The sequence below is a fragment of the Pseudomonas sp. NFACC25 genome, from assembly GCF_900100935.1.
Lineage (GTDB): Bacteria > Pseudomonadota > Gammaproteobacteria > Pseudomonadales > Pseudomonadaceae > Aquipseudomonas > Aquipseudomonas marginalis.
Map to the genome: position 1 here is coordinate 241,091 of NZ_FMUC01000002.1, position 24,524 is coordinate 265,614.

Annotated in this window: 28 protein-coding genes; 17 read left to right on the top strand and 11 right to left on the bottom strand. The window is 62.1% G+C overall.

The features are described from left to right. The first annotated feature begins 19 nt into the window (after positions 1-19). From BLQ09_RS05190 to BLQ09_RS05220, 7 genes are all read left to right on the top strand, one after another. Entirely contained in the window at positions 20-607 is a 588-nt protein-coding gene (locus tag BLQ09_RS05190) for a YggT family protein (RefSeq protein ID WP_027606093.1), read from the top strand. A gap of 125 nt (positions 608-732) precedes the next feature. Continuing rightward, positions 733-1,872, top strand: coding sequence for a homoserine O-succinyltransferase MetX (locus tag BLQ09_RS05195; protein ID WP_092355680.1), 1,140 nt, complete (start codon positions 733-735; stop codon positions 1,870-1,872). A 7-nt stretch (positions 1,873-1,879) separates the two neighbouring features. After that, positions 1,880-2,500, top strand: coding sequence for a methionine biosynthesis protein MetW (gene metW / locus BLQ09_RS05200; protein ID WP_017735309.1), 621 nt, complete (start codon positions 1,880-1,882; stop codon positions 2,498-2,500). Positions 2,501-2,521: 21 nt separating this feature from the next. Continuing rightward, positions 2,522-2,956, top strand: a complete 435-nt coding sequence (locus BLQ09_RS05205; protein ID WP_027606095.1) for a DUF4426 domain-containing protein — start codon at positions 2,522-2,524, stop codon at positions 2,954-2,956. Beyond that, the gene (gene rdgB, locus BLQ09_RS05210) at positions 2,953-3,549 is read left to right on the top strand and encodes an RdgB/HAM1 family non-canonical purine NTP pyrophosphatase (protein ID WP_027606096.1); all 597 of its coding nucleotides are present in this window, start codon (positions 2,953-2,955) and stop codon (positions 3,547-3,549) included. Before BLQ09_RS05205 ends, rdgB begins: the two co-directional genes overlap by 4 nt. Further along, positions 3,546-4,748: a radical SAM family heme chaperone HemW gene (hemW, locus tag BLQ09_RS05215; RefSeq protein ID WP_092355683.1), complete on the top strand. Its 1,203-nt coding sequence runs from the start codon at positions 3,546-3,548 to the stop codon at positions 4,746-4,748. The genes rdgB and hemW overlap by 4 nt, the downstream gene beginning before the upstream one ends. Before the next feature lie 18 nt (positions 4,749-4,766). After that, positions 4,767-5,090 (top strand): DUF3392 domain-containing protein, encoded by a 324-nt coding sequence (locus BLQ09_RS05220; RefSeq protein ID WP_010207241.1) that lies wholly within the window; start codon positions 4,767-4,769, stop codon positions 5,088-5,090. A gap of 140 nt (positions 5,091-5,230) precedes the next feature. On the opposite strand, the gene trmB is transcribed toward BLQ09_RS05220, so the two are convergent. From trmB to BLQ09_RS05240, 4 genes are all read right to left on the bottom strand, one after another. Further along, entirely contained in the window at positions 5,231-5,956 is a 726-nt protein-coding gene (trmB, locus tag BLQ09_RS05225) for a tRNA (guanosine(46)-N7)-methyltransferase TrmB (protein ID WP_027606098.1), read from the bottom strand. Between the two features lie 9 nt (positions 5,957-5,965). Further along, positions 5,966-6,760, bottom strand: coding sequence for a thiazole synthase (locus tag BLQ09_RS05230; RefSeq protein WP_092355686.1), 795 nt, complete (start codon positions 6,758-6,760; stop codon positions 5,966-5,968). A 60-nt stretch (positions 6,761-6,820) separates the two neighbouring features. After that, on the bottom strand, positions 6,821-7,021 hold the full coding sequence (gene thiS / locus BLQ09_RS05235) for a sulfur carrier protein ThiS (RefSeq protein WP_049711100.1): 201 nt from the start codon (positions 7,019-7,021) through the stop codon (positions 6,821-6,823). Between the two features lie 71 nt (positions 7,022-7,092). Continuing rightward, positions 7,093-7,473, bottom strand: a complete 381-nt coding sequence (locus BLQ09_RS05240) for a DUF423 domain-containing protein (RefSeq protein ID WP_065938111.1) — start codon at positions 7,471-7,473, stop codon at positions 7,093-7,095. A gap of 74 nt (positions 7,474-7,547) precedes the next feature. Between BLQ09_RS05240 and mtgA the strand changes: the two genes are divergently transcribed. Next, positions 7,548-8,270 carry a monofunctional biosynthetic peptidoglycan transglycosylase gene (gene mtgA, locus BLQ09_RS05245; protein ID WP_092355689.1) on the top strand — a complete coding sequence of 241 codons (723 nt, stop codon included), beginning with the start codon at positions 7,548-7,550 and terminating at the stop codon, positions 8,268-8,270. 45 nt (positions 8,271-8,315) lie between these two features. On the opposite strand, the gene rpoH is transcribed toward mtgA, so the two are convergent. The 4 genes from rpoH to ftsY all read right to left on the bottom strand — a co-directional run bounded on the left by rpoH (position 8,316) and on the right by ftsY (position 12,366). Continuing rightward, on the bottom strand, positions 8,316-9,170 hold the full coding sequence (gene rpoH / locus BLQ09_RS05250; protein WP_003176698.1) for an RNA polymerase sigma factor RpoH: 855 nt from the start codon (positions 9,168-9,170) through the stop codon (positions 8,316-8,318). Between the two features lie 129 nt (positions 9,171-9,299). Continuing rightward, entirely contained in the window at positions 9,300-10,322 is a 1,023-nt protein-coding gene (gene ftsX, locus BLQ09_RS05255; protein ID WP_065923857.1) for a permease-like cell division protein FtsX, read from the bottom strand. After that, positions 10,319-10,990, bottom strand: a complete 672-nt coding sequence (ftsE, locus tag BLQ09_RS05260; RefSeq protein ID WP_003213784.1) for a cell division ATP-binding protein FtsE — start codon at positions 10,988-10,990, stop codon at positions 10,319-10,321. The genes ftsX and ftsE overlap by 4 nt, the downstream gene beginning before the upstream one ends. Continuing rightward, positions 10,987-12,366, bottom strand: coding sequence for a signal recognition particle-docking protein FtsY (ftsY, locus tag BLQ09_RS05265; protein WP_092355692.1), 1,380 nt, complete (start codon positions 12,364-12,366; stop codon positions 10,987-10,989). Before ftsY ends, ftsE begins: the two co-directional genes overlap by 4 nt. Before the next feature lie 232 nt (positions 12,367-12,598). On the opposite strand from ftsY, the gene BLQ09_RS05270 reads away from it, so the two are divergent. The 4 genes from BLQ09_RS05270 (at position 12,599) to BLQ09_RS05285 (ending at position 17,111) form a co-directional block, all read left to right on the top strand. Further along, positions 12,599-13,954: a M16 family metallopeptidase gene (locus tag BLQ09_RS05270; RefSeq protein ID WP_027606105.1), complete on the top strand. Its 1,356-nt coding sequence runs from the start codon at positions 12,599-12,601 to the stop codon at positions 13,952-13,954. Further along, positions 13,947-15,437, top strand: a complete 1,491-nt coding sequence (locus BLQ09_RS05275; protein ID WP_092355695.1) for a M16 family metallopeptidase — start codon at positions 13,947-13,949, stop codon at positions 15,435-15,437. Before BLQ09_RS05270 ends, BLQ09_RS05275 begins: the two co-directional genes overlap by 8 nt. Continuing rightward, positions 15,437-16,054 carry a 16S rRNA (guanine(966)-N(2))-methyltransferase RsmD gene (gene rsmD / locus BLQ09_RS05280; RefSeq protein WP_092355698.1) on the top strand — a complete coding sequence of 206 codons (618 nt, stop codon included), beginning with the start codon at positions 15,437-15,439 and terminating at the stop codon, positions 16,052-16,054. Before BLQ09_RS05275 ends, rsmD begins: the two co-directional genes overlap by 1 nt. Positions 16,055-16,115: 61 nt before the next feature. Then, positions 16,116-17,111 (top strand): hydrolase, encoded by a 996-nt coding sequence (locus BLQ09_RS05285; RefSeq protein ID WP_092355701.1) that lies wholly within the window; start codon positions 16,116-16,118, stop codon positions 17,109-17,111. Positions 17,112-17,168: 57 nt separating this feature from the next. Here BLQ09_RS05285 and BLQ09_RS05290 read toward each other — a convergent pair whose 3' ends face one another. Together BLQ09_RS05290 and BLQ09_RS05295 are read right to left on the bottom strand one after the other, a co-directional pair. Continuing rightward, the gene (locus BLQ09_RS05290; RefSeq protein ID WP_092355704.1) at positions 17,169-18,023 is read right to left on the bottom strand and encodes a sulfurtransferase; all 855 of its coding nucleotides are present in this window, start codon (positions 18,021-18,023) and stop codon (positions 17,169-17,171) included. A 33-nt stretch (positions 18,024-18,056) separates the two neighbouring features. Beyond that, positions 18,057-18,728, bottom strand: coding sequence for a TetR/AcrR family transcriptional regulator (locus BLQ09_RS05295; RefSeq protein ID WP_027606110.1), 672 nt, complete (start codon positions 18,726-18,728; stop codon positions 18,057-18,059). A gap of 146 nt (positions 18,729-18,874) precedes the next feature. On the opposite strand from BLQ09_RS05295, the gene BLQ09_RS05300 reads away from it, so the two are divergent. The 5 genes from BLQ09_RS05300 (at position 18,875) to BLQ09_RS05320 (ending at position 23,573) form a co-directional block, all read left to right on the top strand. After that, positions 18,875-20,302 (top strand): coniferyl aldehyde dehydrogenase, encoded by a 1,428-nt coding sequence (locus BLQ09_RS05300; RefSeq protein WP_027606111.1) that lies wholly within the window; start codon positions 18,875-18,877, stop codon positions 20,300-20,302. Positions 20,303-20,330: 28 nt separating this feature from the next. Next, positions 20,331-20,876, top strand: coding sequence for a twin-arginine translocation pathway signal protein (locus BLQ09_RS05305; RefSeq protein WP_092355707.1), 546 nt, complete (start codon positions 20,331-20,333; stop codon positions 20,874-20,876). 37 nt (positions 20,877-20,913) lie between these two features. Then, positions 20,914-22,509 carry a GMC family oxidoreductase gene (locus tag BLQ09_RS05310; protein WP_027606113.1) on the top strand — a complete coding sequence of 532 codons (1,596 nt, stop codon included), beginning with the start codon at positions 20,914-20,916 and terminating at the stop codon, positions 22,507-22,509. A 114-nt stretch (positions 22,510-22,623) separates the two neighbouring features. Then, positions 22,624-23,103, top strand: a complete 480-nt coding sequence (coaD, locus tag BLQ09_RS05315; protein ID WP_003176711.1) for a pantetheine-phosphate adenylyltransferase — start codon at positions 22,624-22,626, stop codon at positions 23,101-23,103. Positions 23,104-23,321: 218 nt separating this feature from the next. After that, positions 23,322-23,573: a YfhL family 4Fe-4S dicluster ferredoxin gene (locus BLQ09_RS05320; protein ID WP_003195146.1), complete on the top strand. Its 252-nt coding sequence runs from the start codon at positions 23,322-23,324 to the stop codon at positions 23,571-23,573. A gap of 123 nt (positions 23,574-23,696) precedes the next feature. Here the strand turns inward: BLQ09_RS05320 and mutM are convergent, their stop codons facing one another. After that, positions 23,697-24,509, bottom strand: a complete 813-nt coding sequence (mutM, locus tag BLQ09_RS05325; protein WP_027606114.1) for a bifunctional DNA-formamidopyrimidine glycosylase/DNA-(apurinic or apyrimidinic site) lyase — start codon at positions 24,507-24,509, stop codon at positions 23,697-23,699. Between the last annotated feature and the right edge of the window lie 15 nt (positions 24,510-24,524).

Consider the following 24,524-nt stretch of genomic DNA (forward strand, 5'->3'; position numbering starts at 1 on the left):
CCCTACGAAGGAATAAATGATGCTTGGACTCAATGACGCCGTCATCTTCATCATCCAGACCTTGGGCAGCCTGTACCTGCTGATCGTGCTGATGCGTTTTATCCTGCAACTGGTGCGGGCGAACTTCTACAACCCGCTGTGCCAATTCGTGGTGAAGGCCACCCAACCGCTGCTCAAGCCCCTGCGCCGGGTGGTCCCGAGCATGTTCGGCCTGGACATGTCGTCGCTGGTGCTGGCATTGCTGCTGCAGATCCTGCTGTTCGCGCTGGTCCTGATGCTCAAGGGCTACCTGCCTTACACCGTGCTCCTGTTGCCGTGGGCACTGATCGGGATCTTCTCGTTGTTTTTGAAGATCATCTTCTGGTCGATGATCATCAGCGTGATCCTGTCCTGGGTCGCGCCGGGTAGCCGCAGCCCAGGTGCCGAGCTGGTGTCTCAGATCACCGAGCCGGTGCTCGCGCCGTTCCGCCGCTGGGTGCCCAACCTGGGCGGCCTGGATATTTCGCCGATCTTCGCGTTTATCGCGATCCAGCTGATACAAGGCTGGGGCATCCCGTACCTGGCTGACTTCGCGAACATGCCGAAGGAACTGTTCGGACTGATCTGACAGGCAGAGCAAATGCAGGAGGGGCGGGGCGACGATTCGACTTGCCCCTCCCACATTTGGCCTTTGCTTGCCGCTGGGTGCATCGGTCTTTAGACTTACGCCTCATTTAAACGAGAGCAGGGTCGATGCCAACTGCCTTCCCCCCCGATTCTGTTGGACTGGTCGTGCCCCAAGTGGCGCACTTCAGCGAACCACTGGCCCTGGCCTGTGGTCGTTCGCTGCCTGCCTATGACCTGATTTATGAAACCTACGGCCAACTGAACGCCACGGCGAGCAACGCCGTGCTGATCTGCCACGCCCTCTCCGGCCATCATCACGCCGCTGGCTTCCACAGCGTTGACGAGCGCAAGCCTGGCTGGTGGGACAGTTGCATCGGCCCCGGCAAGCCCATCGACACCAACAAGTTCTTTGTCGTCAGCCTGAACAACCTCGGCGGCTGCAACGGCTCCACCGGTCCCAGCAGCCTCAACCCGGAAACCGGCAAGCCGTTCGGCGCCGACTTCCCGGTGCTCACCGTGGAAGACTGGGTGCACAGCCAGGCGCGCCTCGCCGACCTGTTGGGCATCCGGCAATGGGCCGCGGTGATCGGCGGCAGCCTGGGCGGCATGCAGGCCCTGCAATGGACCATCACGTATCCGGATCGCGTGCGCCATTGCCTGGCCATCGCCTCGGCGCCCAAATTGTCGGCGCAGAACATCGCCTTCAACGAAGTAGCACGCCAGGCCATCCTCACCGACCCCGAGTTCCACGGCGGTTCGTTCCAGGAAGCCGGTGTGATCCCCAAGCGCGGCTTGATGCTGGCGCGAATGGTCGGACACATCACCTACCTGTCCGATGACTCCATGGGCGAGAAATTCGGCCGTGGCCTCAAGAGCGAGAAGCTCAACTACGACTTCCACAGCGTCGAGTTCCAGGTGGAAAGCTACCTGCGTTATCAGGGCGAGGAGTTCTCCGGGCGTTTCGACGCCAACACCTACCTGCTGATGACCAAGGCCCTGGACTACTTCGACCCGGCAGCCAACCACGACGATGACCTGGCGAAAACCTTCGAGGGCGCCACGGCGAAGTTCTGCGTCATGTCGTTCACCACCGACTGGCGCTTCTCGCCGGCCCGCTCCCGAGAGCTGGTGGATGCGCTGATGGCCGCCAAGAAAGACGTCTGCTACCTGGAGATCGATGCACCGCAAGGCCATGACGCCTTCCTGATTCCGATCCCGCGCTACCTCCAGGCTTTCAGCAACTACATGAACCGCATTACTTTGTGAGAACGCCATGAGAGCCGACCTGGACATCATCCAAGACTGGATCCCCGCCGGCAGCCGCGTGCTCGACCTGGGCTGCGGCGATGGCGAACTGCTGAGCTGGCTGCGCGACAACAAGCAAGTCACCGGCTACGGCCTGGAAAACGACCCGGACAACATCGCCCAGTGCGTGGCCAAGGGCATCAACGTGATCGAGCAGGACCTGGACAAGGGCCTGGGCAACTTCGCCAGCAACAGCTTCGATATCGTGGTGATGACCCAGGCCCTGCAAGCGGTGCACTACCCGGACCGCATCCTCGACGAAATGCTGCGCGTGGGCCGCCAGTGCATCATCACCTTCCCCAACTTCGGGCACTGGCGCTGCCGCTGGTACCTGGCGACCAAGGGCCGCATGCCAGTCTCGGATTTCCTGCCGTACACCTGGTACAACACGCCGAACATCCACTTCTGCACCTTCGAAGACTTCGAAGCCCTGTGTGGCGAGCGTGAAGCCAAGGTGATCAACCGCCTGGCCGTCGATCAACAGCATCGTCACGGCTGGGCAAGCAAGCTATGGCCCAATCTGTTGGGCGAAATTGGTATCTACCGGGTCAGCAGCCCTGGCCTGACGGATCACAAGATTGCCGTCTAATCATTTTCAAGAGGGACGATCATGAGTCGCTTGGCTATTTTTCTACTGACTGCATGCCTGGGCGCCAGCGCCATGGCGGCGGACACTATCGACGCTAATCGCAAGAAAGACTTCGGTGATATCACCGTTCATTACAACACCTTCACCTCCAGCTTCCTGCAGCCGGAAACCGCCCAGAAAGTCGGCGTGGTGCGCAGCAAGGAGAAGGGCTTGATCAATGTGACCGTGATCAAGGGCGTAACCCCGGTGGCAGCGCAGGTGACAGGCACCATCAAGGACCTGGGCGGCAAGAGCGAGATCCTGACGTTCAAGCAAATCGACGAGAAAGGCGGGATCAATTACCTCGCGCCGTACTCCGTGACGCAGCGGGAATACAAGACGTTTACCATCAATGTGGAAACCGGCGGCAAAGCCCATAGCTTCCAATTCAACCAGGAACTGTTTCCGGCGGAATGATGAACCTTACTCAACTCGTATTGGCCAGCCATAACGCCGGCAAGCTCAAAGAACTCCAGGCCATGCTCGGCGAATCCGTGCAGCTGCGCTCGATCGGCGAGTTCAGCCAGGTGGAGCCGGAAGAGACCGGCCTGTCGTTCGTCGAGAACGCCATCCTCAAGGCGCGCAATGCCGCACGGATCTCGGGCCTCCCGGCGCTGGCGGACGACTCTGGCCTGGCGGTGGACTTCCTCGGCGGCGCGCCGGGTATCTACTCGGCGCGTTATGCCGATGGCAAGGGCGACGCGGCCAACAACGCCAAGCTGCTGGACGCGCTCAAGGACGTGCCGGACGCGATGCGCGGCGCGCAGTTCGTCTGTGTGCTGGCCTTGGTGCGGCATGCCGATGACCCGCTGCCGATCCTCTGCGAAGGCCTGTGGCACGGGCGCATCCTGCACGCTGCCAGCGGTGAGCACGGTTTTGGCTATGACCCGCTGTTCTGGGTGCCGGAGCGCAATGTCTCCAGCGCCGAATTGAGCCCGGCCGACAAGAACCAGATCAGCCACCGCGCCCGCGCAATGGATTTGCTGCGCCAGCGCCTGGGCTTGAAATGACCCGGAACACCTCCGCGCAGCCGCTGATCCACGGTGGCGCGCAAACACCTCGGGCGGCGCTACCGGTGCTGCCGCCCTTGGCGCTGTACATCCACATCCCGTGGTGCGTGCGCAAATGCCCTTATTGCGACTTCAACTCCCACACCGCCAGCAAGGTGCTGCCGGAAGAAGAGTATGTGGACGCCTTGCTGGCCGACCTCGATCAGGACCTGCACGCGGTGTATGGGCGCGAACTGAGTTCTATCTTCTTCGGCGGCGGCACGCCAAGCCTGTTCAGCGCTGCGGCGCTGGGCCGATTGCTCAAAGGCGTGGAAGCACGCATCCCGTTTGCCGGTGACATCGAGATCACCCTGGAAGCCAACCCCGGCACGTTCGAGCAAGAGAAGTTCATCGCCTACCGCGCGCTGGGGATCAACCGGCTGTCCATCGGCATCCAGAGCTTCCAGCAGGCAAAGCTTGAGGCCCTGGGCCGCATCCACAACGGCGACGAAGCCGTACGCGCCGCCGGGATGGCGCGCCAGGCCGGATTCGACAACTTCAACCTGGACCTGATGCACGGCCTGCCCGATCAGTCCCTGGACGATGCGTTGAGTGACCTGCGCCAGGCCATCGCGCTCAAACCCACACACCTGTCCTGGTACCAGTTGACCCTGGAACCCAACACCGTGTTCTGGAACCAGCCGCCCGCGCTGCCGGAAGACGATACCCTGTGGGACATCCAGGAAGCGGGCCAGGCGCTGCTGGCCGAGCACGGTTACGCACAATACGAAGTGTCGGCCTACGCCCAGCCCGGGCGCCCGGCGCGGCATAACCTCAACTACTGGAGTTTCGGCGACTTTATCGGCATCGGCGCCGGCGCCCACGGCAAGCTCAGCCATCCGGACGGGCGCATTGTGCGCACCTGGAAGACCCGCGCGCCGAAGGACTACCTCAACCCGGCCAAAAGCTTCCAGGCCGGGGCGAAGGCGCTGACCAACGAAGAGTTGCCGTTCGAGTTCCTGATGAACGCCCTGCGCCTCACCGAGGGCGTCGACGCCACGCTCTACGCCGAACGCACCGGCCTCGACCTGGCGAGCCTCGACGAGGCGCGGCGCGAGGCAGAACAAAGTGGCTTAATGCAGGTCGAACCGTCACGCCTGGCGGCCACCGATCGCGGGCAACTCTTTCTCAATGACCTGTTGCAGAAGTTTTTGAGCTGATCGCTCTAAGGAAATCGAATGGATCTGGTACTCGACCTGCTCGCCACCGTATCCCGCTGGAGCCGCAGCAACCTGTCGGAAATCTCCCTGGCCCTTGTGGGCTGTTTGCTGGTGCTGTTTGGCGCCGACATCAAGGGCTGGGTCGAAGCACGCCTGGGCAGCGTTGCCGGCGCGTTGCGCGTACCGTTGATGGCCCTGCTGTGCATGATCGGCAGTGGTGCGGCGCTGATCTATGCGACGCCGTGGATTGTGCGTGGCTTGAGCCAGTTCAATAACTACAGCCTGGCGCCGGTGCTGGTGGTGGTGCTGGTGTTGATTGGCGTCGTCGCCGATCGCCGCTGACCTCAAATCCAACACAAAACAACTGTGGGAGGGGGCTTATCCCCGATAGCTGAGGGTCAGTCGACATCAAAGTGACTGATCCACCGCTATCGGGGGCAAGCCCCCTCCCACATTGAATTGCATTTCAAGTCAGTGGCGAGTTACGCCAGCTTCTCGAACTTCAAATCCCAAACCCCATGCCCCAGCCGCTCACCACGCCGCTCGAACTTGGTGATCGGGCGTTCGGCCGGGCGTGGTACGCATTTGCCGTCTTGCGCCAGGTTGCGGTAGCCAGGGGCAACGTCCATCACTTCCAGCATGTATTCGGCATAGGGTTCCCAGTCGGTAGCCATATGCAGGATACCGCCGACTTTCAGCTTGCTGCGCACCAGTTCCGCGAAGGAAGCCTGGACGATGCGGCGCTTGTGGTGACGGCTCTTGTGCCAAGGGTCCGGGAAAAACAGCATCAGGCGGTCGAGGCTGTTGTCGGCGATGCAGCGGTTGAGCACTTCGATCGCGTCGCAGTCATAGACCCGCAGGTTGGTCAGGCCTTGAGTCAGCACGCCATTAAGCAGCGCACCGACACCTGGGCGGTGGACTTCCACACCGATGAAATCCTGTTCCGGCGAGGCTGCGGCCATTTCCAGCAGGGAGTGACCCATGCCGAAACCGATTTCCAGGGAACGCGGGGCCGAACGGCCAAACACCTGGTCATAGTCCACCGGCGCGTCGGCCAGGGGCAGGACGAACAGCGGCGTACCTTGCTCCAGGCCCTTTTGCTGGCCCTCGGTCATGCGGCCGGCGCGCATCACAAAACTCTTGATGCGGCGGTGCTTGGACTCGTCGCCTTCTTCCACAGTGTTCGGCGTTTCGTTTGATTCAGTCATCAATGGCTCTTACTTGATCAGACCATCCAGCGGCGAAGAGGCGCTGGCGTAGAGTTTTTTTGGCATGCGCCCGGCGAGGTAGGCCAGGCGGCCGGCGACGATGGCGTGTTTCATGGCTTCGGCCATCATGATCGGTTGCTGGGCGTGGGCGATGGCCGAGTTCATCAGCACCGCGTCACAGCCCAGTTCCATGGCGATGGTGGCGTCGGAGGCGGTACCGACACCGGCGTCCACCAAGACCGGGATCTTGGCTTCTTCGAGGATGATCTGCAGGTTGTACGGATTGCAGATACCCAGCCCGGAACCGATCAGGCCGGCCAGCGGCATCACGGCGATACAGCCGATTTCGGCCAGTTGGCGGGCGATGATCGGGTCATCGCTGGTGTAGACCATCACGTCAAAACCTTCCTTGACCAGGGTTTCGGCGGCCTTGAGGGTTTCGATCACGTTGGGGAACAGGGTTTTCTGGTCAGCCAGCACTTCCAGCTTGACCAGGTTGTGGCCGTCGAGCAGTTCACGGGCCAGGCGGCAGGTACGCACGGCTTCGATAGCGTCGTAGCAACCGGCGGTGTTCGGCAGGAAGGTGTAGCGATCCGGCGACAGCACGTCAAGCAGGTTCGGCTCGCCTTCGATCTGGCCGAGGTTGGTGCGGCGCACGGCGAAGGTCACGATCTCGGCGCCCGAGGCTTCGATGGCCTGGCGGGTTTCTTCCATGTCGCGGTACTTGCCGGTGCCGACCAGCAGACGGGACTGGTAGGTACGACCGGCCAGGACGAAGGGCTTGTCGTTGCGAACGATGCTCATGGGAAATCCTCGAAATGGGGTGAGGTTCTGCAGAATCCGGGGCTACATAAAAGCGCGGGACTAGCCGCCGCCGATGGCGTGGACCACCTCGACCTGGTCACCCTCGGTGAGCGTGGTCTCGGCGTGCTGGCTACGCGGGACGATATCCAGGTTGAGTTCCACTGCGACGCGACGCCCGGTCAGGTCCAGGCGGGTCAGCAGGGCCGCAACGGTTTCACCGTCGGGCAGTTCAAGGGATTCGCCGTTCAACTGAATGCGCATGCCACGGGCCGCCATCGTTTTTAGGGGCCAGCATTCTAGCTCGATTGGCACCTGAAGGTCAGCTCCAAGCGTCAAGCGGTCAGTTGCATGCGCCAGGCCGCCAGGCCCAGGAAGAACCAACCCAGCAGGAACGCCAACCCGCCGAAGGGCGTGATGATGCCGAGTTTGCTGATCCCCGTGGTGGTCAGCACGTACAGGCTGCCGGAGAACAGCAGGATACCGACGACAAAGGACACGCCCGCCCACGTCACCAGGCGCCCCGGGATGTGCGCCAGCAGCAGCGCCACGCCGAACAGCGCCAGGGTGTGCACCAACTGATAGGTCACGCCGGTGTGAAAGATTGCCAGGTACTCGGCGCTCAGGCGGCTTTTCAGGCCATGGGCGGCGAACGCACCGAGGGCGACACCGGTGAAGCCGAAAAAGGCAGCCAGCATCAGAAAGCTACGCAGCATGAGGAACTCCAGTCAGACTCATTGGGCAGGGTCTGTATAATGGCCCGCTCAACGGGTTCGGCCAAGCCATCTCTATGCTGCGTGTCCTCTTCAAACGCTTTCTCACCGTCGTGAAATGGTTTGCCATTGGCAGTGTTCTGCTGGTGCTGCTGTTCCGTGTCGTCCCGCCACCCTTCACCGCGCTGATGGTGGAGCGCAAGGTCGAATCCTGGTTCGACGGCGAGCCCATTGACCTGCAACGCACCTGGGTGCCGTGGGACGAGATCTCCGACGACCTGAAAGTGGCGGTGATGGCCGGTGAAGACCAGCGCTTCCCGCAGCATTGGGGCTTTGATTTCGGCGCGATCCAGGCAGCGCTCCTGCACAACGAGCGCGGCGGGTCAATCCGTGGCGCGAGCACACTGAGCCAGCAGGTGTCGAAAAACCTGTTCCTGTGGGCGGGTCGCAGTTATTTGCGCAAAGGCCTGGAGGCCTGGTTTACCGGGCTGATCGAGGTGTTGTGGCCCAAACAGCGGATTCTTGAGGTGTACCTCAACAGCGTGGAATGGGATGAAGGCGTGTTTGGCGCGGAAGCGGCGGCGCGGCATCACTTTGGGGTGAGCGCCAAGGGACTGTCCCGGCAGCAGGCCAGCTATCTGGCGGCGGTGTTGCCTAATCCACGGGTGTGGAGTGCCAGTCATCCGACCGCGTATGTGGCGCGGCGAGCGGCGTGGATTCGCCAGCAGATGAGCCAGTTGGGTGGGGATGGTTATCTGGTGGAACTGAACAATTCCCGCAAAGCGCCTTGGTCCGACTGATACAACACAAAACAAATGTGGGAGGGGCTTACCCCTCCCACATGTTCAGGCGGCGATCGACAACTTCAGCTTGTTCATCGCGCTTTTCTCAAGCTGGCGAATGCGCTCGGCCGACACGTTGTACTTCTGCGCCAGGTCGTGCAGCGTGGCTTTTTCTTCCGCCAGCCAGCGCTGGTAGAGGATGTCACGGCTGCGGTCGTCCAGCACTTCCAGCGCTTCGTGCAGGTTGTGGTTGGAGTTGTCGCTCCAGTCGGCGTCTTCCAGTTGACGCGCCGGGTCGTACCGGTGGTCTTCCAGGTAGTTGGCCGGCGATTGGAAAGCGCTGTCGTCGTCCGCTTCGGCGGCCGGGTCGAAGGCCATGTCATGGCCGGTCAGGCGGCTTTCCATCTCGCGCACTTCACGAGGCTCCACGCCGAGGCTTTCGGCCACGCGGTGGACTTCCTCGTTGTTCAGCCATGCCAGGCGTTTTTTCTGGCTGCGCAGGTTGAAGAACAGCTTGCGCTGGGCCTTGGTGGTCGCGACTTTCACGATGCGCCAGTTGCGCAGGATGAACTCGTGGATTTCCGCCTTGATCCAGTGCACGGCAAACGACACCAGGCGCACGCCCATCTCAGGGTTGAAGCGCTTCACAGCCTTCATCAGGCCGACGTTGCCTTCCTGGATCAGGTCAGCCTGGGCCAAGCCGTAGCCGCTATAGCTACGGGCGATATGTACGACAAATCGCAGGTGGGCGAGCACCATCTGCCGAGCCGCCCCCAAATCCTGCTCATAGTAGAGACTCTCGGCCAGTTCACGCTCCTGCTCGGGCGTCAGCAATGGAATGCTGTTAACCGTGTGCACATAGGCTTCCAGGTTCGCACCCGGGACCAAGGCATAAGCAGGTTGCAAAGAAGTGGTCATACGAAAAAACCTCCGACTCACATAACTCGTGCAGTTCAGCACTGCGAAAATTGACCGGGAACCGTAGGACAAGTTCCCTAAACCACTGATACGGTCAATACAAACGAAACCACATTAATCTGACATTAACTACTTCGGTGCCAGCTCACGTAAATGCCGTGCGACCGCAATCCAGGCACCGATATAACCCAACAATACCGCGCCAAGCAAGAGCGACAGACCATCGGCCACCGGTACCCCGGCCAAGGCAAAATCACTGCCGTACAAGCCGGCAAGCCCAACGACTGCGTCGTTCAGCCAGTTCAGGCCGAACGCCAGCACGCCCCAGGACAAAATCCCCGCACCCAGGCCATAAAGCGCGCCCATGTACAGAAAAGGCCGACGCACATAGCTGTCCGTGCCGCCGACCAGTTTAATCACTTCTATCTCGGTGCGACGGTTTTCAATATGAAGACGAATGGTATTACCTATCACCAAAAGTAATGCAGACACCAGCAGCACCGTCAGGCCGAACACAAAGCGGTCGCCCAGCTTGAGGATCGCCGCCAGGCGCTCTACCCAGACTAGATCAAGTTGCGCCTGTTGCACCTTGGGCATCTCTGCGAGTTTTTGTCGCAGGGCTTCAAGGCCCGCCTTGTCGACTTCATTCGGCGTCACCAGGACAACACCTGGCAACGGGTTCTGCGGCAGCTCTTTAAGCGCCTCGCCCAGGCCGGACTGTTGCTGGAACTCCTCGAGGGCCTGGTCGCGACTGACGTACTCGGCGTCCGCGACGCCCGGCATGTTCTTGATATCGTCCCGTAGCGCTTCGCCTTCCTTGGTGCTGGCATCCAGGTTCAGGTACAGCGAAATCTGCGCCGCACGCTGCCAGGAACCGCCCAGGCGCTCGACATTATTAAGCAGCAGCGACAAGCCCATCGGCAGGCTCAGGGCCACAGCCATCACCAGGCAGGTAAAAAAGCTGCCGATCGGCTGTTTGCCCAGGCGACGCAGGCTGTCCAGCAGGCTGGCGCGATGGCTTTCGATCCAGGCGCGCAGCAGGGTGCTGAAGTCGGGGCCGTCGTCGTCGTCGTGTTTTTTCTTTTTCGGTTGCGGATCGGCCGGTTTCGGCGCCACGCGCTCGGAAACCTTGGGGCTACGTGTCGCACTCATACGCCAGCCTCCCCGTCACCGATCAGGCGACCGCGTTGCAAGGTCAGCATGCGATGGCGCATGCGGGCGATCAGCGCCAGGTCATGGCTGGCGATCAGTACGCTGGTGCCCAGACGGTTGATGTCTTCGAATACGCCCATGATCTCGGCCGCCAGGCGCGGGTCGAGGTTACCGGTGGGTTCGTCCGCCAGCAGCAAGGCCGGGCGGTGGACGATGGCGCGGGCAATGCCGACGCGCTGTTGCTGGCCGGTGGACAGGTCGCCGGGGTAGAGGTCGGTCTTGTCCGACAGCGCCACGCGCTCCAGGGCCGAATCCACGCGCTTGACGATTTCGGCCTTGGACAGCCCAAGAATCTGCAACGGCAGGGCAATGTTGTTGAACACCGTGCGATCGAACAGCAACTGGTGGTTCTGGAACACCACGCCGATCTGGCGGCGCAGGAACGGGATCTGCGCATTGCTGATGGTGGCCAGGTCCTGGCCCGCCAGCAGCAACTTGCCCGTGGTCGGGCGTTCCATGGCCAACAACAGGCGCAACAGCGTGCTTTTGCCGGCCCCCGAGTGCCCGGTGACAAACAAGAACTCGCCGCGACGCACTCGAAAGCTCAGCTCATGCAAGCCCACATGCCCGTTGGCATAGCGTTTACCGACCTGTTCGAATCGAATCATGAACGCTCCCGCTCGGCAAACAGTGCCTGGACAAAGGGTTCGGCTTCAAAGGTGCGCAGGTCGTCGATGCCTTCACCGACGCCGATATAACGAATCGGCAACCCGAACTGCTTGGCCAGGGCGAAGATCACGCCACCTTTGGCCGTGCCGTCGAGCTTAGTCAAGGCCAGGCCGGTCAGCTGGACCGTTTGGTTGAATTGCTTGGCCTGGCTGATGGCGTTCTGCCCGGTACCGGCGTCCAGCACCAGCAGCACTTCGTGCGGGGCGTCTGCGTCGAGCTTGCCGATCACGCGGCGGACTTTCTTCAGCTCTTCCATCAGGTTGTCTTTGGTGTGCAGGCGACCGGCGGTATCCGCGATCAGCACGTCGATGTTACGAGCCTTGGCGGCTTGCACAGCGTCAAAGATCACCGAGGCGGAATCGGCACCGGTGTGCTGGGCGATGACCGGGATCTTGTTGCGCTCACCCCAGACCTGCAATTGCTCGACGGCAGCGGCGCGGAAGGTGTCGCCGGCGGCGAGCATGACTTTCTTGCCTTCCGACTGCAGCTTCTTGGCCAGTTTGCCGATGGTGGTGGTCTTGCCGGCGCCGTTGACGCCCACGACCAGGATCACGAACGGCTTGTTCGGGGTGATCACCAGCGGCGCCTCAACGGGCTTGAGCATCGCAGCCAGCTCGGCCTGCAAGGATTTGTAGAGGGCGTCGGCATCGGTCAACTGCTTGCGCGCGACCTTCTGGGTCAGGCTCTGGATGATCACAGCGGTGGCTTCGACGCCCACGTCGGCGGTCAGCAGGCGGGTTTCGATGTCTTCCAGCAGCTCATCGTCGATGACTTTCTTGCCGAGGAACAGGCTGGCCATGCCTTCGCCGATGCTGGCGCTGGTCTTGCTCAGGCCTTGCTTGAGGCGGGCGAAGAAGCCGGTCTTGCTGGTTTCGGTGGGGGCGACGGGCGCTTCGATGACGGCGGGAGCGGCAACCATCGGCTCGACGAGCGCAGGCACGGGGGCGGGAGCTTCGACAACGACCGGCTGCGGCTCAACGGTCACCGGAATCGGCGGCACCACATGCTCGGCCTGCACATCTTCAACCAGCGCCACAGGCTCTTCGGGCACCGGCAGCTCAGGCCACGGCTTGTGTTCGGGCTCAGGCTCCACCTCGGCCACCGGCTGCAACACCGGCTCAGCCATCGGCAACACCACCGGCGCCGGCGCTTCGGCAACGGGCTCGGCTTCTACTATAGGCTCGGGGATCGGCTCAGCTTGAACCTGTGGCAGTTCAGCGACGGTTTCCTGCGGCTTTTTGCGCAGCCATCCGAACAGGCCTTTCTTCTCGCCAGCCGCAGCTGGGGTCTTCTTGTCGTCGTTGGAACCAAACATGGAGACGGCTATCTCAAGGTAGCGACGCGCCAAGGGGCGCATCGGTAAATAAAATTCGATGCGTAACAGACTGTTTTTTAGCCAGCTCGTTCATGCGCAACATTTTGTAAGGCCTAAATAGGGCCTTAACAAGACAGCCATAGTGGCCGTCCCTAGGTCGGATCAGTATCCTAGCACCTCCTCGCCCGCCGACGCTAAGACCAAGCGGGCAGCTCAACAGGTTTAAAAACGAATGAATGCTCTAGCCCGCCACGCCGCAGGCCTGCTGTTCAGCACAGTTTGTCTGCCCCTTTCAGCCTTGGCTGCCGACCCACAACCCACCCATGAATTCACCCTGGATAACGGCCTCAAGGTGGTCGTGCGCGAAGACCATCGCGCGCCGGTGGTGGTTTCCCAGGTCTGGTACAAGGTCGGTTCGAGCTACGAAACCCCGGGCCAGACCGGTTTGTCCCACGCTCTGGAGCACATGATGTTCAAGGGCAGCGCCAAGGTCGGCCCCGGCGAAGCCTCGCTGATCCTGCGTGACCTGGGCGCCGAAGAAAACGCCTTCACCAGCGATGACTACACCGCCTACTACCAGGTGCTGGCCCGTGACCGCCTGGGCGTTGCCTTTGAGTTGGAGGCCGACCGCATGGCCAGCCTGCGCCTGCCGGCCGACGAGTTCAGCCGCGAAATCGAGGTGATCAAGGAAGAACGCCGCCTGCGCACCGACGACAACCCCATGTCCAAGGCCTTCGAGCGCTTCAAGGCGATGGCCTTCCCGGCCAGCGGCTATCACACCCCGACCATCGGCTGGATGGCCGACCTCGACCGCATGAAGGTCGAGGAACTGCGCCACTGGTACCAGTCCTGGTATGTACCGAACAACGCCACGTTGGTGGTGGTCGGCGACGTCACCCCGGACGAGGTAAAAAACCTGGCCCAGCGCTACTTCGGCCCGATCCCCAAGCGTGACGTACCGCCCGCCAAGGTTCCGATGGAGCTGGCCGAGCCCGGCGAGCGCCTGCTGACGATGCATGTGCAGACCCAATTGCCGAGCGTGATCCTGGGCTTCAACGTACCTGGCCTGGCCACCGCCGAAGACAAGCGTTCGGTCCAGGCCCTGCGCCTGATCTCGGCCCTGCTGGACGGTGGCTACAGCGCACGGATCTCCGAGCAACTGGAGCGGGGTGAAGAGCTGGTATCCGCTGCGTCCACCAACTACGACGCCTACACCCGGGGCGACAGCCTGTTCACCCTCTCGGCCACCCCGAACCAGCAGAAGAAAAAGACCGTTGCCCAAGCCGAAGCCGGCCTGTGGCGCCTGCTGGAAGAGCTGAAGGCCAAGCCACCGACCGCCGAAGAACTGGAACGCATCCGTGCCCAGGTCATCGCCGGCCTGGTGTACCAACGCGATTCCATCACCAGCCAGGCCACGGCCATTGGCTCCCTGGAAACCGTGGGCCTGTCCTGGAAACTCATGGACACCGAACTGGCCGACCTGCAAAGCGTGACCCCGGAAGATATCCAGAAGGCCGCGCGCACCTATTTCACCCGCGAACGTCTGAGCGTCGCCCATGTTTTGCCTGAGGAGACCGCTCATGAGTGATCGCAAAAGCAGCCGCCTGATCCTGACGGGCCTGATCGCCGTCACCCTGGTCGCGGCGAGTGCCGTGTATTTCCTGCGCCCGAGTGAGTCCGTTGCCAGCCAGGCGCTGGACAAGGCTCAATCGGCCAACAAACTGCAATCCCTGGCGGAGCTGGACGGCAAGGCGCCGACCAACCGCAAGCTCGACGTGCAAACCTGGACCACCGCCGAAGGCGCCAAGGTGCTGTTTGTCGAAGCCCATGAACTGCCGATGTTCGACATGCGCATCCTGTTCGCCGCCGGCAGCAGCCAGGACGGCAACGTGCCGGGCCTGGCGCTGATGACCAACGCCATGCTCAACGAAGGTGTACCGGGCAAGGATGTGAGCCAGATTGCCAGTGGTTTTGAAGGCCTGGGCGCCGACTTTGGCAATGGCGCTTATCGCGATATGGCGCTGGTGTCCCTGCGCAGCCTCAGCGACAGCGCTAAACGCGAGGCCGCCCTGGCGCTGTTTGACGAGGTGATCGGCAAGCCGACCTTCCCCGCCGATTCCCTGGCGCGGATCAAGAACCAGATCCTCGCCGGCTTTGAATACCAGAAGCAGAACCCCGGCAAGCTGGCGAGCCTGGAGCTGTTCAAGCGCCTGTACGGCGATCACCCCTACGCTCACCCGAGCGAAGGCACGCCGGAAAGCGTTCCGAAGATTACCCTCGCGCAGCTGCAGGCGTTCCACGCCAAGGCTTATGCGGCGGGTAATGCGGTGATTGCCGTGGTCGGCGACTTGACCCGCGCCGAAGCCGAAGCGATGACGGCCAAAGTGTCCGCTTCGCTGCCCAAGGGCCCGGCCATGGCGAAGATCGCCCAGCCGACCGAGCCCAAGGCCGGCCTGAGCCATATCGAGTTTCCGTCCAAACAGACTCACCTGCTGTTCGCCCAATTGGGCATCGACCGCGCCGACCCGGACTACGCCGCCCTGTCCCTGGGCAACCAGATCCTCGGCGGCGGCGGCTTCGGCACCCGTTTGATGAGCGAAGTGCGCGAGAAACGTGGCCTGACCTATGGGGTGTATTCCGGTTTCTCGCCGATGCAAGTGCGTGGCCCGTTCATGATCAACCTGCAGACCCGCGCCGAAATGAGCGGCGGCACCCTGCGCCTGGTCGAAGACGTGCTCGCCGACTATCTCAAGACCGGCCCGACACAAAAGGAACTGGATGACGCCAAGCGCGAGCTGGCCGGCAGCTTCCCGCTGTCCACCGCCAGCAACGCCGATATCGTCGGGCAGCTGGGCGCCATGGGTTTCTACAACCTGCCGCTGAGCTATCTGGAAGATTTCATGAAACAATCCCAGGCCCTGACCGTAGAGCAGGTCAAGGCGGCCTTGAACAAACACTTGAGCGCCGACAAGATGGTCATCGTGACCGCCGGCCCAACGACTGCGCAAAAGCCACTACCGCCCCCCACTGATAAACCTGCCGAGCAGCCGCTCGGGGTTCCGGAGCATTAATGGCCAGTTCATCTCGCCCGAAAAAACCTGTCCACAACGTGCATAACGGCGTGGGCCAACTGCGCATCATTGGCGGCGAATGGGGTAGCCGCAAGCTGAGCTTCCCCGACGTCGTGGGCCTGCGCCCGACGCCGGACCGCGTACGTGAAACCCTGTTCAACTGGCTGGCGCCGTACATTGCCGGCGCCAAGGTGCTGGACCCGTTCGCTGGCAGTGGCGCACTGTTCCTGGAGGCGCTGTCCCGTGGCGCGGCCCAGGCCCAGGCGCTGGATGCCAGCAATGTCGCGGTGTCCAGCCTCAAGGAACACCTGGGCACCCTGCGCTGCACCAATGGCCAGGTGCAGACCGCCGACGCCCTGCGCTACCTGGAAACCCAGGCGCCCAGCCCCTACGACGTGGTGTTCCTCGACCCACCGTTCAACCAGAACCTGTTGCCGACCGTGTGCGCCTTGCTCGAAGAGCGCCAATGGCTGGCACCGGACGCGTGGATCTACACTGAAAGCGAGACCGCGCCGTCTACCCTGGGCTTGCCGGGCGCCTGGCGCCTGCACCGGGAGCAGAAATCCGGTCGTGTGTATTACGCGTTGTGGCATCGATTGGTCGAAAGCGTCGCTTAAAATCTGTGGTGAGCAAGCCCGCTCACCACAGACAGTGAGTCAGCTCAAAACTGAGAGTGTCATGACACCGTCCTCCGACCTGTTCACCCCCGCCTTCGGCCTCGGCAACCCTCACCTGCAAACGCTGTGGGGGCCGCTGTGGCGGCCGACTACCCATATCGAACGCCAACGCGAACGCCTGTGGCTGGAAGACGGCGATTTTCTTGACCTCGACTGGCATGGCCCGCATGACGCGCAGGCGCCGTTGGTGCTGGTACTGCATGGGCTGACCGGCTCATCCAATTCCCCCTATGTGGCCGGCCTGCAAAAAGTCCTCGGCGCCCAAGGCTGGGCCAGTGCGGCCTTGAACTGGCGCGGCTGTTCGGGCGAGCCCAACCTGTTGGCACGAAGCTATCACTCAGGCGCCAGCGAAGACCTCGCCGCCGCGATTGCGCACCTGCGCGCCAAGCGGCCGTTGGCGCCGCTGTATGCGGTGGGTTATTCGCTGGGGGGCAATGTGCTGCTCAAGCACCTGGGGGAAACCGGCGAGGCGTCCGGGCTGCAAGGCGCAGCGGCGGTGTCGGTGCCATTTCGCCTGGATCAGTGTGCAGACCGGATCGGGATAGGTTTCTCGCGGATTTATCAAAAGCACTTCATGAGTGAAATGCTCGCGTATATCCGCGTCAAACAAAGCCGTTTTTTACAGGATGGCCGCGCGGACGGGCTGAAAACCCTGGAAGCGCTTGGCTCGCTGGAGAAGATGCGCACCTTCTGGGACTTCGACGGCCGGGTTACCGCGCCGCTGCATGGGTTCTTGAGTGCCGAGGACTATTACCGTCGCGCGTCGAGTCGCTACTACCTGGGCGCGATCCGCACGCCGACGCTGATTATCCAGGCGGCCGACGACCCGTTCGTATTCGCCCACAGCTTGCCCGAGGCCAGCGAGCTGTCGGCGTGCACCGAGTTTGAGCTGACGACCAAGGGTGGGCACGTGGGCTTCGTCGATGGCTCGCTGAAACGGCCCGGCTACTACCTGGAGCGGCGCATCCCACAATGGTTATTGGCACGACACGGTTAAACACCTGGGAGGGGCAAGCCCCTCCCACATTTGGACTGGGCTTACCGGGCCGGGAACTCAGTCACCCGTAGCAATTGCCCGTGTCGGATCGGTAATCCACTCGCTCCACGACCCCGCATACAACTTGCCCAACGGGTAACCCGCCAGGCTCAGGGCGAACAGGTTGTGGCAGGCCGTCACGCCCGAACCGCAATACGCCACCAGTTCCTCCGGCGAGCGCCCCTGCAACTGCGCGGCGAAGCGCTGCTTGAGTTGCTCGGCCGGGAGGAAACGCCCGTCACTGCCCAGGTTTTCGTTGAACGCCGCACATTGCGCACCGGGGATATGCCCGGCAATCGGATCAATGGGCTCAACTTCACCGCGAAAGCGCGGTTGGGCGCGGGCATCGATCAGGGTCAGGCCGGGTTGGCCCAGGCGTTTTTGCAGGTGTTCGGCATCCAGCAGCAGGTGATTGTCCGGCGCGCCATCGAAAGTCCCACGCTCGGTTACCGGCGCGTCCAGGCTCAACGGGAAACCCGCGGCATGCAAGGCCTTGAGGCCGCCGTCCAGGATAAACACACCGTCACGCTTGCCCAGCCAGGCCAGCAGCCACCAGGCACGAGCCGCATAGGCGCCAGGGCCGTCGTCATACAGCACGATATCGGTGTCAGCATGGATGCCCCATGTCCGCAGTTGCTCGGCGAAGGTGCCCGCCGCCGGTAACGGGTGACGACCGGTCACACCTTTGATCACCGGCCCGCTGAGATGGCGCTCCAGGTCGGCATATTGCGCACCCTCGATATGCCCTTCGGCGTAGCTGCAACGCCCGTAATCCGGGTCTTCCAGGGCAAAACGGCAATCCAGGATCACCAGCCCCGCCGACGTCTGGCGCTCGGCCAATTGCTGGGGGCGGATCAGTTGGGCAAGCGGCATGATGGACTCCTGTGAACAGATTCGGGAAAGGTCCTACTTCACGTCTTCCAGTGCCTGGTTCAACGGCACGTAAAACTCTTTGAACAGTGCATCCACCGCTTCTTTCGCCTGGGGCGTAACGAAACCCGCCTCCAGCACCAGCACCTGATACACACCGCGCTTGATGGCTTCGGCACTCAGGTGGGCGGAGTTTTCATTGGTGGTGCACAGGAAACGCACCCAGGAGGTGAGGATGATCCAGGCATTGAGGGTCAGGGCTTCGGTTTGCACCGGGTCCATGTTCAGGATGCCTGCATCGACAAACCCCTGGTAGATGGCGCCGCCCTGGATCAGGCAACGCTGGGAAAAACGCCGATAGCCGGTGGCCAGCTCCGGGTCGCTCTCCAGCAGGTGTTCAAGGTCGCGGTGCAGAAAACGGTAGCGCCACATGCCGGCCAGTACGGCCTGGAGATAAAAGCGCTTGTCCTCCACGACCATTGCACGCCCCTGGGGCGGACGCAGGAAACTGTCCACCAACGCTTCATATTCGCGAAACAGCACGGAGATGATCGCTTGCTTGTTGGGGAAGTGGTAGTACAGGTTGCCCGGCGAAATTTCCATATGGGCGGCGATATGGTTGGTGCTGATACTGCGCTCGCCCTGCTGGTTAAAAAGCTCCAGGCTGGTTTGCACAATACGCTCGCTGGTCTTTACTCGTGGTGCCATAGGGGAATCAGCTTCTGTACACGTGATAGGGCATCTTACGGCCTATCCTTGCCAGGATAAATCTGCATGTTGCTGCAATGTCATTTGACAATTTAGAGCAATGACTCTAAAAATCCACGCAGACCAATAACAATCGGTGCTGCGCCATGTCTGCCAACGTTGCCTACCTGCAAGATGCCCAGGCGCTGGATCAACTCCAGGACCTGTTCGACGCCCAACGCCGCGCCTACGCCGCCAACCCGATGCCGCCAGCTGCACAGCGCCAACAGTGGCTGAAGGCCTTGCGGGATGTGCTCAGTGACGAGCGCCAGGCACTGATCCATGCGATCAGCCAGGATTTCAGCCAGCGCAGCGCCGACGAAACCCTGTTCGCCGAACTGATGCCCAGCCTGCATGGCATTCACTACGCCAGCAAACACCTAAAAGGCTGGATGAAACCTTCCCGCCGCGCTGTAGGCCTGGCCTTCCAACCTGCGTCAGCCAAAGTCATTTACCAACCCCTGGGCGTGGTCGGCGTGATCGTGCCGTGGAACTACCCGCTGTACCTGGCCATCGGCCCACTGGTCGGTGCGTTGGCCGCAGGCAACCGGGTGATGCTCAAGCTCAGCGAATCCACGCCCGCTACCGGCGAACTGCTCAAGGCGTTACTGGCGAGGATTTTCCCCGAGGACCTGGTGTGCGTGGTGCTCGGAGAGGCCGAGGTGGGCATGGCGTTTTCCAAGCTGCGCTTCGATCACCTGCTGTTTACCGGCGCGACCAGTATTGGCAAGCACGTGATGCGCGCCGCTGCCGAACACCTCACGCCGGTCACCCTGGAACTGGGCGGCAAGTCGCCGGCCATTGTCTCCGCCGACGTACCGCTCAAGGACGCCGCCGAACGCATCGCCTTCGGTAAAGCCTTGAACGCCGGGCAAACCTGCGTGGCCCCGGACTACGTGCTGGTGCCGGAGGACCGCGTGGAGGGTTTCGTCGAGGCCTACAGCAAGGCGGTTCGCGGGTTTTATCCGACGCTGGCCGACAACCCGGACTACACCGCCATCATCAATGAGCGTCAATTGGCCCGGCTCAATGCCTACGTCAAGGACGCCACCGACAAGGGCGCCACCCTGATCCCGCTGTACGACCAGGGCCAGGCACGGCGCATGGCCCATAGCCTGCTGCTGAATGTCAGCGATGACATGACCGTGATGCAGGACGAAATCTTCGGCCCGGTGCTGCCGATCGTGCCTTATCGCGGCATCGACCAAGCCTTTGCCTACATCAACCAGCGCCCTCGCCCGCTGGCCCTGTATTACTTCGGCTACAACAAGCGCGAGCAGGACCGGGTCCTCCACGAGACCCATTCCGGCGGTGTCTGCCTGAACGACACCCTCCTGCACGTGGCCCAGGACGACATGCCCTTTGGCGGCATCGGCCCCTCGGGCATGGGCCACTACCACGGCCATGAAGGGTTCCTGACGTTCAGCAAGGCCAAGGGTGTGCTGGTGAAACAGCGCCTGAACGCGGCGAAATTGATCTACCCGCCCTACGGCAAATCGATCCAGAAACTGATCCAGAAGCTGTTTGTCCGCTGACACCGCCACCCACGGGATAACAATAACAATGAACCCTAGCCTCATTGATTCACCCGCGCTGTCGCGGCGCGGCGTCTTGAAAATCGGTCTGTGTGCCAGCGCTTTCCTGGCCACGGCCGGGCTGGGCGCCAGCCTCAGCGGCTGCTCCAGCAGCACCCCGGCCAGCGGCTTTGCCATGTTGCGCAGCAGTGACCTGCCGTTCCTGCGCGCGGTGATCCCGGTGCTGCTCGAAGGCGTGGCCAGCGCCCAGGATGTGGTCGCCGGGATTGAAGACACGTTGAAAAAACTCGACTACAGCCTGCAACACCTGTCGCCGGAGATGTTCAAGCTCACCCAGCAGCTGTTCGATGTGCTCGGCATGGGCATTACGCGTGGCCCGTTGACCGGCATCTGGGGCAGTTGGGAAAACGCCAGCGCGGAGCAGATCCGCAACTTCCTGCACCGCTGGGAAAACAGCTACCTGAACCTGCTGCGCATGGGCCAGGGCTCGCTGCTCAAGCTGGTGATCATGGCCTGGTACTTCCGGCCCGCCGCCTGGGCGCATTGCGGCTACCCCGGCCCGCCGAAGATCTGATTTGCCTCCCTCACAATAAAAACAAGAGACGCCCCTGATGCCCGTACCCGATCTGTTCCGCGACGGCCTGGCCCGCGGCTGGAAAACCCACGATGGCGCCGCCCTCGACCGCGACCTGACCCTGGAGGCCGACGTGGCCATCATCGGCAGCGGCGCCGGTGGCGGCACCACTGCCGAGATCCTCAGCGCCGCCGGCTACAAAGTACTGTTGATCGAAGAAGGCCCGCTCAAGACCAGCAGCGACTTCAAGCTGCTGGAGGACGAGGCCTACGCCAGCCTGTATCAGGAAGGCATCGGCCGCATGAGCAAGGACGGCGCCATCACCATCCTGCAAGGCCGCGCGGTGGGCGGTACCACGCTGATCAACTGGACCTCCAGCTTCCGTACCCCGGACGCCACCCTCAGCCATTGGGCCAGCGAGTACGCGGTAAAAGGCCACAGCAGTGCAGAGATGGCACCGTGGTTCGAAAAGATGGAGCAGCGCCTGGGCATCGCACCATGGGCCATCCCCCCGAATGCCAACAATGATGTGATCCGCAAAGGCTGCGAAAAGCTCGGCTACAGCTGGCATGTGATCCCGCGCAACGTACGTGGCTGCTTCAACCTGGGTTATTGCGGCATGGGCTGCCCGGTCAACGCCAAGCAGTCGATGCTGGTGACCACCATCCCGTCCACCCTGGAAAAAGGCGGCGAGCTGCTGTACCTGGCCCGCGCCGAGCAGCTCAAATACAGCGGCGACACCATCAGCAGCCTGGAATGCGTAGCGATGGACGCGCGCTGCGTGGCGCCTACCGGGCGCAAGATCACAGTGAAGGCCAAGCATTACGTGCTGTCGGGCGGCGGCATCAATAGCCCGGCGCTGCTGATGCGCTCGGGTGCCCCCGACCCGCATTCGCGGCTGGGCAAGCGGACCTTTTTGCACTTGGTGAACTTCTCCGCCGCATTGTTCGACGAGGTGATCAACCCGTTCTACGGCGCGCCGCAGTCGATCTACTCCGACCATTTCCAGTGGCAGGACGGCACCACCGGCAAAATGTCCTACAAGCTTGAAGCGCCGCCCTTGCATCCAGCATTGGCCAGCACCTTGTTCGGCGGCTATGGCACGCAGAACGCCCTGGACATGGGCCAATTGCCCCATACCCACGCCATGCTCGCGCTGTTGCGTGACGGCTTTCACCCCGACAGCCAGGGCGGCAGCGTGGATTTACGCGGTGACGGTACGCCGGTGCTCGACTATCAGGTCTCACCCTATGCCTGGGACGGCCTGCGCCGGGCCTTCCACAGCATGGCCGAAATCCAGTTCGCGGCGGGTGCCAAATCGGTCAAGCCCATGCACCATGACGCACGGTTCGTGAACACCTTGGCCGAGGCACGCAGCGTCATTGAGGGTTTGAATCTGGAATTGCACCGGACAACCCTGGGCAGCGCCCATGTGATGGGCGGCTGTGCCATGGGCGAAGATCCCAAAAATGCGGTGGCTGACAGCCTCGGTCGCCATCACCAATTGCGCAACCTGTCGATCCACGACGGTTCGCTATTCCCCACCAGTATTGGGGCCAACCCGCAATTATCGGTGTACGGATTAACCGCTCAACTGGCGACAGCCTTGGCCGAACGTCTGAAAACAGCGTGAAAAAACACGCTATTCACGGTGTCTATACGGCTTTCTTATGCATAAGTTGACTTGGCCGACCGGGATGGCTGCGATACCATCCGGTTCCCCAACGGACTCCGCCAGGACGACGCGATGAACCGAGTGTTGTACCCAGGTACCTTCGACCCGATTACCAAAGGCCATGGCGATCTGGTCGAACGCGCCTCTCGTTTGTTCGACCATGTGATCATCGCAGTCGCGGCCAGCCCCAAGAAAAACCCGCTGTTTCCCCTGGAACAGCGCGTGGAGCTGGCGCGTGAGGTCACCAAGCACCTGCCCAACGTGGAAGTGGTGGGCTTTTCCACGTTGCTCGCGCATTTCGCCAAGGAGCAGAACGCCAATGTGTTCCTGCGTGGCCTGCGCGCGGTGTCGGACTTCGAATACGAATTCCAGCTGGCCAACATGAACCGCCAACTGGCGCCGGACGTGGAAAGCCTGTTCCTCACGCCGTCGGAACGTTATTCGTTCATTTCCTCGACGTTGGTCCGTGAAATTGCCGCTTTGGGCGGGGATATCACCAAGTTCGTGCATCCGGCCGTGGCTGATGCGCTGACGCTGCGCTTCAAGAAGTAATGTGGTGAGCGGGCTTGCCCCGCGTTCGGCTGCGTAGCAGCCCTAATAAAGACTCGCGTCGCCTCAGGTGAATAACCGGTCGTCTGGTTTTGGGGCCGCTTCGCTGCCCAACGCGGGGCAAGCCCGCTCACCACAGCTCGCACTGCGGGCGCCAATGCGGCACAATTGCGCGCATTAGTTTTCAGATGCCTTGGCTGACAGCCCTGGCAGGAGTTTCCATGTCCCTGATCATCACCGACGATTGCATCAATTGCGACGTCTGCGAACCCGAGTGCCCGAACGCCGCCATCTCCCAGGGCGAAGAGATCTACGTGATCGACCCCAACCTGTGCACCCAGTGCGTCGGTCACTACGACGAGCCGCAGTGCCAGCAGGTGTGTCCGGTGGATTGCATTCCGCTGGATGAAGCCCATCCGGAGACGGAAGAGCAGTTGATGGAGAAGTACCGGAAGATTACCGGTAAGGCTTGAGCTTCTTCAGCGCCTATCAGGGCCTCATCGGGGGCAAGCCCCCTCCCACATTTGAATTCATTCGCAAGTCAAAAAGTGGGAGGGGGCTTGCCCCCGATAGCGATATCAACCACTACACAGCAATCAGCTCTGGCACCTGGGGCAAAACACACTCGCCCGCTGCCCCAGCACCATATTGCGCAGCTCAGTCCCGCAGACCTTGCACGCCTCGCCACCGCGGCCGTAGACGAACAACTCCTGCTGGAAATACCCCGGCTGCCCATCGCCACCGATAAAGTCCCGCAACGTGGTGCCGCCACGCTCGATTGCCGCCGCCAGAATGCGCTTGATCTCGACTGCCAGCTTCAAATAACGCCCGCGTGAAATGCCGCCGGCCGCGCGACGTGGATCAATCCCCGCCGCAAACAACGCCTCAGTCGCATAGATGTTACCTACGCCCACCACCACCGCGTTGTCCATGATGAACGGTTTCACCGCCATCGACTTGCCGCGGGACAGCTGGAACAACCGCTCACCGTCAAACAGCTCGGTCAACGGCTCCGGCCCCAGGCGAATCAGCAGTTCATGGTTGTGCGGGTCCTGGCTCCAGAGCATCGCGCCGAAACGCCGAGGGTCGGTGTAGCGCAGGGCCAGGCCGGATTCCAACTCGATATCCACATGTTCATGCTTGGCCGCCGGCATGCCGACCTCGACCAGGCGCAAGTTGCCCGACATGCCCAGGTGGCTGATCAAAGTGCCCACTTCGGCATTGATCAACAGATACTTGGCGCGCCGCTCCACCAGCACGATGCGCTGGCCGGACAGGCGCACATCCAGGTCTTCCGGGATCGGCCAGCGCAGGCGCCGCTCACGCACCACCACGCGGCTGACCCGCTGGCCTTCCAGGTGCGGCGCAATCCCACGCCGGGTGGTTTCGACTTCTGGTAACTCGGGCATGTGTACCTCGTGAGG